We start from the raw sequence: 12049 nt of genomic DNA on the forward strand, positions 1-12049 counted from the left end.
GGCCAGGTTTCGAACTTGATCTGATTGGGTGGACCGTGTGTCTGTGTTGGTGCCGGAGGAGGTGCGGCGGCTTTTTCAGGTGTTGACTGGTGAGGATATGACGGATGCGGATGAGGATGCGTTGTTTGCGGTGGCGGAAGGGTTGGAGTCGGGTGCGGCGACGGTGGAGGAGCTGGGTCCGGTGGTGCGGGAGGTGGTGGGTCGGGTACGGGGTGGGTTTTCGGGCAAGGCGGCGGATCGGTTTGCGGAGCGGTTGGCGGGGTTTGGTCCGGTTTTGGAGTCGGGTGGTGTGGGGTTGCGGGAGTTGGCGGGGTTTGTGCGGGGTTTGGCGTTGCAGGTGCAGTATTTGAAGTTTGTGACGGTGGGCGGGTTGGTGTTGCTGTTGGGGGAGGTGGCGTGGGCGGTGTCGATGGCGGGGCTGACGGCGGGGGCGAGTATGGCGTGGTTGGCGGCGCGGTTTGCGGTGATGCGGTTTCTGTTGTCGCGGTGGTGGGGGCAGCTGTTTATGCGGCTGGCGGTGGCCCAGGTCGTGGGGATCGGGATGCAGTTGGTGGTGGAGGTGGGTGCGCAGGGTGCGCAGTTCGCGTTGGGGACACGGAAGAAGTGGGATGGGCAGCTGACGACCATGGCAGTGGGGGTGGGTTCGTTCAGCGCGTTGTTGGCGGTGCCGTTGTCGGCGTTGGGCAATGTGGTGGGTAATGCGATTACCAAGGTGTTGGTGCGGGGTTTGGGTGACAAGATCGATGCTGAGGTGTTGGCAGCGGCGGCGAAAAATGCTGCGGAGGAGCACGCGGTGCAGTATCCGTTGTCGTCGATGGCGAAGTTCGCCGATATGGTGTCCAAGAGTGTGGATGATTACGCGGGGATGTCGGTGCGGGCGATGTGGGCGGCGCGGTTCGGTCACGGTCTGGGGGAGTCGCTGGAAGAGGGCTTGACCGAGATGTTCGGCGAGGCGGGGTATGGCGCGCTGAGTGGTCAGGGGGCGCAATGGAATCCCTTCTCGTTCACCGCGGGGTTGTCGGAGGCGGTAGGTTCGGGTATTGGCAACCTGGCGGGTCTGGCGATGCGTGGTGAGTTGGTTCCGGCGGGCCGGGCCCGGAATGCCGCCGACGGCGAGAAGGACTCCGCCACTGTAGACACCAATGCGTACACGACGGAGGAGCTGAAGACCGATTCCGCTTTGCAGCCGGGAGAAAAGTCCGGCTTCCTGAGCAGCCTGTCCGGTGCGGACTCCGAGGCGTCCAAGGTCGGCGCGTATGAGACGCGGCGGGACAACGCGCCGTTGCTATGGCGTGAGGGCGATGCGAATGCGCAGGCCGCGCTGTGGGATCAGAGCAGGCCGGGCACGCCGCCGCCACCCTACAGTCAGCCTCAGGACGAGGACCTCGTCCACAGCGATCCACCGGGTTCCGGTGGCGCTTCCAGGGAGGGCGATTCCCGTGCCGGTATGCCGCCGCCTGCATACGGTGCGGTTACTGGCGATGTCCATGCCGATGTCGAGTCGTCTGGTGTGGACGTTACACGGGAATACCGTGGCAGCGCATTGGTTTCTGACCACGTTGTCTCGGTTGGGGATTCCCGTACCGATTCGCCGCACCGCGACGACCGTCTCGTCGCCGAAACCTCCCAGGCGGATAGCCAAGAGGCTGTCGACGATGTGCAAGTGACAGAGCCGCTGTTCCACGTGAATGACGCTGCTGTTCCTGAGGTGTCCGCCAGGGCGGATTCGGTTGCGGGGAATGCGGATTCGGCTCGTTTGAGCGATGGTGGGCCGCACGCGCAAATGCCGCCGGACCCGTCTGGGGCCATGGCTTCGGGTGATCCTGTGTTGGTTCCGGAGCCGGTGGGGTTACCTGCGGATGCGGTGCGGGTGTCGGTGCCGGCTGAGGTGGTTTCCAGTGCTGGGCTTGTGGGTCTGGTGCGTGGTCGGGCGGGGGATGTGGGTGTGGGTCCGGTGGTTTTGGTGTCGGGGGAGGGTGTGGGTGTTGCGGTGGCGTCGTCTGCTCAGTCGTCGCGGGTGGCGCGCGAGGTGGGGCGTGATGTTGTGGCGTTGATGCCGGGGAGTGGCTGGCGCGGTCCGCGGTGGATGCAGTTCGCTCCCGACGGTTCCCGTCCCCGCCCGTTGGGCGAGCCCGGCCGGATTGCGGCCTTGCCGCAGGTCGGCGGGGGGCGCTTCGGGCTGGATGATTTGGCGAGTTCGTCGACTGCGGTCCCCGGAAGCCCCGCCGAGGCTGTGGTTGCGGGACCGGGTGAGGCGGGGAGTGCTGCGACGGCGCCGGGTGCCGATTCCACGGCTGCCGGCACGCCTGAGTGGACGGAGTCGGATCTTCGTAGTGCGGTTGAACGGGCTCGGTCCTTGGGTGGGAACCGTGATGTTGCGGTGGGGATCGTGCGGGGCACGCATGATGTGGTGGCGCTGGCGCGTGGAGATGCGGGTGTGCCGCTGGATGACGTGGTGGCTTTGGTCGCGGTGCGGGCTGATGCGGTCGGTCATGACGAGGCGGTGCGGTTTTCCCGGGAGTTGGCGGCCAGACTCGGTACGCAGGGGACGGGCTTGGGCGTTCGTGCGGGGGCGGGGCCGGATTCGCGGGCAGCGGCGAAGGAGTCCGAGGAGCTTGCGCGCGGCGAGCACGCCGGTGGACCCGAGGAGTCGGGTGTTCCGATGACGTGGGGGTTTGATCCGGGCTTGGAGTCTGCGTTGGATTCGTTGGGTGTGGCGGGATGGTCGTGGGGTGGTGTGTCGAGGGACGGGGAGGAGGCAGGGCTGGCGGCTTTCGGCGTGGATGCGGGTGATCGTGGTGCTGATGGGGTGGATTCGGTCGGTGCGGGCAGTGGGCGTAAGCGGGGTCGTGAGGATGGTTCGGTCGATGAGGGCGCGGCGCGCCGGGCCGCGGGTCCGGAGGATTTCCCGGTTTTGCCGGATTCATTGGATGGTGCGGGTTGGTCGTGGGGTGTCGGTGATGTGCCGGGTGCGGATCCGTTGGATTTGGCGGCCAGGGCTGAAAATCTGGATTTGCTGGGGTTTGGTACGGACGCGGCGGTTTTCGGTGATGTCGGAGGTGCGGATTTGATTGCTGGGGGTGCTGCATCGTGGTCGGTCGCACTCGGTGGCACGGAGGTGGATTCGGCACTGGAAGCGGTAGACACGGCCGAGAATGCGGCTAGCGTGGAGTCGTTGAAGGAGGCGGCGCGGGTGGAGGCGCGGCGTGCTCGTGATGCGGGTGAGCCCTACACCGGTGCGGAGTTGGGGAAGAGGCTCGGCAGGAGCAAGTGGTGGGGGCAGGCGCGGCTTGCGGAAATCAGAGGGGAGAGTGGTCCGGCACAACGTTCCTTGCAAGGTCCGGAGGGGGAGCGGTTGCGGGAGGCGGCGCGGGTGGAGGCGCGTCGTGCTCGGGAGGCCGGTGAGTCCTACACCGGTGTGGCGTTGGGGAAGAGGTTCGGGATGAGCGTGGCGTGGGGTAAGGAGCGGCTTGCGGAGATCAACTCTGTGGATGGCGTGGCCGGGCGGGCTGCGCAGGAACAAGAGCGGAAGTGGGCGCAGGAGCGGGAGGCGGGGCGGGTGGAGGCGCGTCGTGCTCGGGACGCGGGTGAGCCCTACACCGGTGCGGAGTTGGGTGAGAAGTTCGGGAAGAGCACGGCGTGGGGGGCGCGCCTGGTTGCGGAAATCAGGGCTGAGGGTGATGCGGGACGGTCTGCTTCGCAGAGGACGGGGGAGCGGTTGCGGGAGGCGGCGCGGGTGGAGGCGCGTCGTGCCCGGGACGCGGGTGAACCCTACACCGGTGCCGCGTTGGGGGTGAAATTCGGAAAGGGTTCGACGTGGGGTGGGCTGCGGCTTATGGAAATCAAGGCCGATGGTCGTGCGAGCGGTACGGCTTTGCCGGAGCAGGTGCAGGGGCGGGGGCCGGATCCGCAGTCGGAAGTTCCGCTCTCCGAGGGGCCTGTGAGTAGAGGTCAGGCCGGTGGTACGGCCACCGACCCGATTGATGATCTGGCCTGGTGGGGGCTTGGTCCGGCCGTCGAGTCCGCATTGGATTCGCCGGAGGTTGGGGGATGGTCGTCGGGTGATGTGGCGGGGACGGGGTCGAATAACGCGGGATTGTTTGCTTTCGATGTGGACCTCGATCTGGACGCGGTTGGTCCTGGTGTTGGAGGGATGGGTTCGTTTGGTGAGAGTAGTGGGCGTGAGTGGGGTCGTGACGATGGTTCGGCCGACGAGGCTGTGGGGATCGGGCCCTCGGGTCGGCAGGGCTTCTCGACTTTGCCGGGCTTTGCGGGCGGTAGTGCGGCCGTTGGTGGCTTGTCGGAGGGGCCGTTGTCGTGGGGTGTTGATGAGGTGCCGGGTGATAGTGGCGGTTATCTGGATCCGGGTGGAGTGGGGTTGTTCGGGTTTGGGGTGAGCCTGGCTGATGGTGATGCTGGCGCACTTTCGACCGTTGAAGGTCCGGCGGAGTTGTCGGTGGGTTCCGGTGGCGTGGCGGGTTCGGTGCCGGAAGGGCCGGATGCGGCCGAGCGGTCGGAGCGTGCGGAGTTGTTGAGAGAGACGGCACGGGTGGAGGCGCGTCGTGCTCGTGACGCGGGTGAGCCCTACAGCGGTGTTGCGTTGGGGAAGAAGTTCGGGATGAGCCGGTCGTGGGGGGAGACACGACTTGCGGAGATCAAGAATGAGGGCGGTGCGAACCGGCAGACATTGCGGGAGCAGGAGTGGGCGGAGGAGCGAGAGGCGGCGCGGGTGGAGGCGCGTCGTGCTCGGGACGCGGGTGAGCCCTACACCGGTCCAGCGTTGGGGAAGAAGTTCGGGAAGACCGATAGGTGGGGACGGGCCCGGCTTGATGAGATCAGGAGTGCGGGTGATGTGCCCTGGTCGGCTGGGAAGGGGGCGGAGGAGGAGCGGTTGCGGGAGGACGCGCGGGTGGAGGCGCGTCGTGCCCGGGACGCGGGTGAGCCCTACACCGGTCCAGCGTTGGGGAAGAAGTTCGGGATGAGCCGGTCGTGGGCGGATACACGACTTGCGGAAATCAAGGATGAGGTTAATGAAGTCCGGCGGGCCATGCGGGGAGGAGAGCAGGAGTGGGCGCGGGAGCGGGAGGCGGGGCGGGTGGAGGCGCGTCGTGCTCGGGACGACGGCGAGCCCTACTCCGCGGCCGCGTTGGGGAAGAGGTTCGGGAAGAGCAAGGCGTGGGGGCAGAAGCTACTTGAGGAAATCAAGCCTGAGGGTGGTGCGATCTGGTCGGCTGCGGGAGAGCGGCAGGCCGGGCAGGTGCGGGAGGCGGCGCGGGCGGAGGCGCGCCGTGCTCGTGATGCGGATGAGCCCTATAACGCTGTGGCGTTGGGTGAGGAGTTCGGGAAGAGCGAGATGTGGGGGCAGGAGCGACTTGCGGAAATCCGATCTGAGGGTGGTGCGCTCTTGTTGTCTGTGCGGGGGCGGGAGGGGGCCCGGGAGGCGGCGCGTGCGGAGGCGCGTCGTGCACGTGATGCGGGTGAGCCCTACACCGGAGCGGCCTTGGGGGAGAAGTTCGGAAAGAGCGAAAAATGGGGGCAGAAGCGACTTGCGGAAATCAAGCCCGAGGATGGCAGCCGACCGGCCGTGCGCGGGCCGGAGAAGGAGCGGTTGCGGGAGGCGGCGCGGGCGGAGGCGCGTCGTGCTCGGGATGCGGGTGAGCCCTGCACCGGTGCGGCCTTGGGAAGGAGGTTCGGAAACGGTGAGAGGTGGGGTCGGGAGCGGCTTCATGAGATCAGGAAGGAGACGAGTGGTTCTGCCGGTGGAGCCTCGGGTTCTGGGGGTGGTGTTCCGGCGGAGGGAGTCTCGTCGGTCGATGCGGCCGAGTGGGTGCAGTCGGGTGTTGAGTCGGGTGGTGTGGCGGGGTGGTCGGAGTCGGATTTGCGGAGGGAGGTCGAGTTGGCTCAGGTGGTGGGTGGATCACGTGAGGTGGCGATGGGGATTGTGCGAGGCACGCATGATGTGGTGGCGCTGGCGTGGGAGGACGCGCGTGTGTCGTTGGATGATGTGGTGGCTTTGGTTGCGGTGCGGGTAGAGGCGGAGGGACATGCTGCGGCGGTGCGGTTTTCCCGGGAACTGGCGAACCGACTTGGTACCCAGGGGTCGGGGTTGGCCATCCGTGCCGGTGCGGGGCCGGCTCCCCACGCGGCGGTGTTCGAGGTATCTGCGGCCGACGAGGGGCCCGGTGCTCCGATGACGAGGCGGATCGAACCGGCCGGGGCCGTCTCGGGTTCGATTGATGTCGCGGGGTGGTCGTCGGGTGCTGTGGCGGGTGCGGATTCATGGGATGGTGCGCCGAGTGCGGCGGCGGAAGACGCGGAAATGCTGGCTTTTGGTGCGGCTGATCGTGGCGTAGGGGGGTTGGGTTCGGTCGGCGCGGACACCGGGCGCAAGCGGCGTCGTGACGACGATGGTGCAGTCGATGAGGGTGCGGCACGAAGGCCCTCAGGTCCGCAGGATTTCCCGATTTTTCCGGAATTTGGGAAACCCGGCGACACGACGATCGAGGTAGCACCGGAGGTGATACACGCGGCCGAGGCGGTGGATACTACCGAGTCGTCGAAGGAGGAGGCTCGCGCCGAAGCGCGTCGTGCTCGTGACGCGGGGCAGCCCTATACCGCTGGGACGTTGGGGAACAGGTTCGGAAAGAGCTCGTCGTGGGGTTGGCGTCGGCTTGACGAGATCAGGGCCGAGGGTGGTGTGAGCCGGCTGGTTTCGCAGGGGCACGAGGCGGCGCGGGTAGAGGCGCGTCGTGCCCGGGACGCGGGTGAGCCCGACACCGGTCGCTCGTTGGGGAAGAAGTTCGGGCGGAGCGCGGCATGGGGTGCGCAGCGGCTTGCGGAAATCAGTACTGAGGGCGGTGTGAGCCGCTCCGATTTGAAGGGGCAGGATGCGGCGCGGGTGCGGGAGGCGGCGCGGGTGGAGGCACGTCGTGCTCTTGCCGAAGGAAAGCCCTACGGCGGTGAGGCGTTGGGGCAGCGGTTCGGGAAGAGCGGGTCATGGGGCAGGTCCCGGCTTGCGGAGCTCAGCGATGAGGGTAGTGCTGACCAGCCTGTTGCCGAGGTGCAGGGGCAGGATGCGGCGCGGGTGCGGGAGGCGGCGCGGGTGGAGGCATGTCGTGCTCGTGATGCTGGTGAGCCCTACAGCGGTGGGACGTTGGGAAAGAAGTTCGGAATGAGCGAAAGATGGGGTCGGGCGCGACTTAAGGAGATCAGAGGTGGGGATGGTGCGACCCCGGAGGCTGTGCGGGCGGAGGAGGGGGAGCGGTTGCGGGAGGCGGCGCGGGCGGAGGCGCGTCGTGCACGTGCTGCTGGTGAGCCCTACAGCGGTGGGACGTTGGGAAAGAAGTTCGGAAAGAGCGAAAGATGGGGGCGGGAGCGGCTTCGCGAGATCAGGGCGGCCTTCAGTGGTTCTGCTGGTCGTGCTTCGGATTCTGCGGGTAATGTGCTGGCGGAGGATGTCCCTTCGTTGGATGTGACTGCGGCTGAGCGGCCGCAGTCGGTTGTTGAGTCGGGCGGTGTAGCGGGTTGGACGGAGTCGGATCTGCGGAGAGAGGTTGAGTGGGCTCGGTTGGTGGGTGCGCAGCGTGATGCGGCCGTGGAGATTGTGCGGGGCACGCATGATGTGGTGAAGCTGGCGCGTGGGGATGCGGATGTGTCACTGGATGACGTGGTGACACTGGTTGCGGCGAAGATCGACGAAGTTGGTCACGACGAGGCGAAGCAGTTTTCCCGCCAACTGGCGGCCAGAATCGGCACACCGGGGACCGCGTTTGCGATCCGTGCCGCAGCAGGACCCGATCCCCGGGCAGCGGCCGCGGTGTCCGAGGAGTCCGCGGGCAGCGCTTTGGTCGGCGACATGCCCGGCGGCCCGGCGGAGAGCCCATCGGGTTTTGGGTGGGGCGAGCTTCCGGCTGGTCGAACGGATGATGTGCTGATGACGGACTTTCCGGTGACAGGCACGAATGTGGTTGTGGCTGAAGGGTTCGCGGATGATCTGGGCGGCTTGTCTTTCCTTGGCGACCCGGAGTCGTGGTTCGTTGACCCGTTGAACGTCGGGAATTTCGGTCTTGGCTGGGATGAGGTTCAGGACGGTCGAACGGATGATGTGCTAGGGGTGGGCTTGTTCGGAGCGGGGGCGGATCCGCTTTCGATTGAATGGTTTGCGCATGATTCGGGTGGATTGTCGTCGGTTGGGGCTGTGGGCGGTTCCGGGGTGGGTGGCCGTAGCAGGCACAAGAGGGCTCGTGTTGATGGCTCGGATAATGAGGGTGCCGAGTCTGAGCGTCCGTCCCGTCGTCGTGTGCGTCGGGCGGATTCGGCGAAGCGGAAGCGGGCGGCGGAGTTGGAGACAGTGTGGGCGGAGCTGCGTCGTGCCGGTGAGGCGGGTGAGTCTCACACCGGGGCGACATTGGGGAAGAAGTTCGGAAAGAGTGCGACGTGGGGCTTTGCGCGGCTTAGGGAGTTCCGGGCAAGTCATGGGGGGACGAGTCGGGCGGATGTGGTGAAGCGGAAGCGGGCGGCGGTGTGGGCGGAGATGCGTCGTGCTCGTGACGCGGGTACGCCCCATACCGGTGAGTCGTTGGGGAAGAAGTTCGGGAAGGGTGTGTCGTGGGGCTGTGCGCGGCTTGCGGAGTTCCGGGCGAGCGAGGGAGGTTTGAGTCGGGCGGAGTTGTCGCAGCGGGATCGGGACGCGAACTTGGAGACAGTGTGGGCGGAGCTGCGACGTGCTGATGAGGCGGGTGAGTCCCACACCGGTGCGACTTTGGGGGCCAAGTTCGGAAAGAGCGCGTCGTGGGGTGTGCAGCGGCTTGCGGAGTTCAGGGTGCGGGCAGGGGAGGGCGGCCCGGCGGATGTGGAGCAGAAATGGGCGGCGGTGTGGGCGGAAGTGCGTCGTGCTCGTGGCGCGGGCGAGCCTCACACGGGCAAGTCGTTGGGGGTTAAGTTCGGAATGAGCCCGACTTGGGGGCTGCAGCGGCTTGCTGAATTCAGGAACGCGGAGAGCGCATTGGCGTCTGGGAGTGGTGTGCCCACGGAAGACGCGTCGGCCTCTGGTGCGGTTTGCCCGGAATGTCCGTGATGTCCGCTCAGAGTTGCTAGTGAAGCTCGCGCTGCTCCAGCGGCCGCGGGCCGACCCGCGTGCGCTGCTGCGTGAGCAGCGCAGGGTCCTGGAGACGATCAGCGCGGGCCTGAGCGCTCAGCAGCAGCGGTCGGTCTGGAACGAGGGGGAACACTGTGGCTAAAGCCGTCACGACCTCGGTGCGAACGGTGTGTACGTACTGCGGGGTTGGATGCGGGGTCGTGCTGGACGTGGCGGACTCTGACGGAACGCCTCGGGCGGTGAAGGCGTCCGGGGATAAGTCGCATCCGGCGAACGCGGGCCGGTTGTGCACCAAGGGTGCGACGAGCGCGGAGTTGTTCGCGGCTAGCGGGAGGTTGCGCACAGCGCTGGTGCGGCCGGAACGGGGCGCGGAACTGGCGCCGCAGCCGGTGGACGAGGTGATAATCGAGACTGCGCGGCGGTTGCGGGACATTCTGGACAAAGATGGCCCGGACGCGGTGGCGTTCTACGTGTCCGGGCAGATGAGTCTGGAGGCTCAGTATCTGGCGAACAAGCTGGCCAAGGGCTACGTGCGCACCAACCAGATCGAGTCGAATTCCCGGTTGTGCATGGCCAGTGCGGGCACCGGGTACAAGCTCTCGCTCGGGGCGGACGGCCCGCCGGGTTCGTACGAGGACTTCGATCACGCGGATGTGTTCTTCGTGATCGGCGCGAACATGGCTGACTGCCACCCGATTCTGTTCCTGCGGTTGATGGACCGGGTCAAGGCGGGCTCGAAGCTGATCGTGGTGGATCCCCGCCGCACGGCCACCGCCGACAAGGCCGACCTGTTCCTCCAGATCAAGCCGGGTACGGATTTGGCACTACTGAACGGATTGCTGCACCTCCTGGTGGCGAACGGGCAGATCGACACGGAGTTCATCGCGGAAACCACCGAGGGATGGGAGGAAATGCCCGCGTTCCTGGCCGACTACCCGGCCGCACGGGTCGCGGAGATCACCGGTATCCCGGAGGCCGACATCTGCCGGGCAGCGGAATGGAGTGGTGCGGCTGGCAACTGGATGAGTTGCTGGACGATGGGGTTGAACCAGAGCACCCACGGCACGTAGAACACCAACGCCCTGATCAACCTGCACCTGGCGACCGGCGCGATCTGCCGGGCGGGCAGTGGGCCGTTCTCGCTGACCGGACAGCCCAACGCGATGGGCGGCCGGGAGATGGGCTACATGGGACCGGGCCTGCCGGGCCAGCGGTCGGTGCTCGTGGCCGAGGACCGCGCCTACATGGAGAACCTGTGGGGCCTGCCCTCCGGCACGCTGCGCACCGAAACCCGGCGCGGCACGGTGGAGGTGTTCTCCCAGCTCGCCGAGGGCTCGATCAAGGCATGTTGGATCATCTGCACTAACCCGGTGGCCACGGTCGCCAACCGCAAGACCGTGATCACCGGGCTTGAGGCCGCCTCGGCCACCGGGACCTGAAAACCCTGCTGCGCCCGGACAACAAGGGCGAACTGGCCAAATGGGCCTGGGGCCGTCAAGCCGTTGACGTCGCCGCCGAATACCCCGTTCGCGCCACCGCGCAGGACTGGGCCGATGTGTTCAAGAGGCTGCAACCCCGGGTACTCGATCTCCTCCAGTCCGCTGACCAATCCCGGCCGGCTCAGCCTCACCGTCTCGGTGATCCGCTACGACAGCCCCAGCGGGAGACCGCGCAAGGGAGTCTGCTCCGCCCTCCTTGCCGATGCGCCCACTGCGACCATCTTCCCGGTGCTGGTCCGGCCCGCCGAGCATTTCGGCCCACCCGCCGACACGGCAACACCGATGATCATGGTCGGGCCTGGCACCGGCATCGCCCCCTTCCTCGGCTTCCTAGACCACCGCCGAGCCCGCGGCGACCACGCCCCCAATTGGCTGTTCTTCGGGGAACAACACCAAGCCACCGACTTCTACTACCAGGACGAACTCGCCAGTCTGCGCCGCGACGGCATCCTCACCGACCTCGACCTGGCGTTCTCCCGCGACCAGCGCACCAAGATCTACGTCCAGGACCGGATGCGCCAACAAGGAGCCAAGCTGTGGTCCTGGCTGAAGAACGGCGCCCGCCTCTACGTCTGCGGCGACGCCACCCGCATGGCCAAAGATGTCGACCGAGCGCTCCGCGAAATCATCGCCCAGCACGGCAACCTGAGCCCCGCCGACGCCGGCGCCTATGTCAAGCAACTCAGCATCGACAAGCGCTACGTCCGCGACGTCTACTGACTTCTCCGGGCCGGTGTCCGTATCGCGAAACGGCGTCGTGGGTGGTCACCGGGCGGTGCGGTCACAACGCGCTTACCCTCGTGCCGACACGGAGCTGTTGGCAGGGGGAACCCATGCGACTGTCCACACGCAACCAGCTATCCGGGACCGTCAGCGCGATCGAATCCGGCGGCGTGATGGCCGTGGTGAAGGTCATCCTCGACGGAGGCCAGCAGGTCACCGCATCGATCACCAACGACGCCGTCGACGACCTCGCCCTCAAACCCGGCACGCCGGTCACCGTCCTCGTCAAATCCACCGAGGTCATGCTGGCCGTCGACGGAGACGGCTAGCGTCCGGGATGACACGGCGTTCCGCGTTTTTCTCCTTGATTCGCACCGCTTCCTTCCGGACTTCGGCCTGAATGGCGCGTTCCTGCTGAAGCCACTCGGGACTGTCCGCCTTTAACGCGTAAATCTGCTCCGTGGTGAGGGGGTCGGTGATTCCGTTGCGCGCGAGAGCGCCGATGGAGATGCCCAGCCTCGCCGCGACGACCTGTCGCGGGTGGGGGCCGTTGCGGCGCAGTTCCCGCAGCCACTCCGGCGGGTTGGCCTGCAGGGCGTTCAATTCGTCGCGAGAGACGACACCCTCCTGGAACTCCGCGGGGGTGGCTTCGAGGTACACGTTCAGCTTCTTCGCCGCGGTCGCGGGCTTCATCGTCTGGGGGGTCTTCTGCGACGTCATGCCGTAAAGG

4 protein-coding genes and 1 pseudogene are annotated in these 12049 nt (G+C 66.8%); 4 read left to right on the forward strand and 1 reads right to left on the reverse strand.

The features are described 5' to 3' along the window. Positions 1-37: 37 nt before the first annotated feature. The 4 genes and pseudogenes from BJ970_RS36305 to BJ970_RS36315 all read left to right on the forward strand — a co-directional run bounded on the left by BJ970_RS36305 (position 38) and on the right by BJ970_RS36315 (position 11648). The gene (locus BJ970_RS36305) at positions 38-9076 is read left to right on the forward strand and encodes a WXG100-like domain-containing protein (protein ID WP_184733009.1); all 9039 of its coding nucleotides are present in this window, start codon (positions 38-40) and stop codon (positions 9074-9076) included. Between the two features lie 179 nt (positions 9077-9255). Further along, positions 9256-10536: pseudogene (locus tag BJ970_RS37475) on the forward strand (molybdopterin-dependent oxidoreductase). A gap of 114 nt (positions 10537-10650) precedes the next feature. Further along, the gene (locus tag BJ970_RS37485) at positions 10651-11316 is read left to right on the forward strand and encodes a flavodoxin domain-containing protein (protein WP_221468591.1); all 666 of its coding nucleotides are present in this window, start codon (positions 10651-10653) and stop codon (positions 11314-11316) included. A gap of 113 nt (positions 11317-11429) precedes the next feature. Then, positions 11430-11648 (forward strand): TOBE domain-containing protein, encoded by a 219-nt coding sequence (locus BJ970_RS36315; protein WP_184733011.1) that lies wholly within the window; start codon positions 11430-11432, stop codon positions 11646-11648. Here the strand turns inward: BJ970_RS36315 and BJ970_RS36320 are convergent. Continuing rightward, entirely contained in the window at positions 11620-12039 is a 420-nt protein-coding gene (locus BJ970_RS36320) for a DUF5997 family protein (RefSeq protein WP_184733013.1), read from the reverse strand. The genes BJ970_RS36315 and BJ970_RS36320 overlap by 29 nt on opposite strands. Positions 12040-12049 lie beyond the last annotated feature (10 nt).

This window comes from Saccharopolyspora phatthalungensis, from assembly GCF_014203395.1.
In the GTDB taxonomy this organism is placed as follows: domain Bacteria; phylum Actinomycetota; class Actinomycetes; order Mycobacteriales; family Pseudonocardiaceae; genus Saccharopolyspora; species Saccharopolyspora phatthalungensis.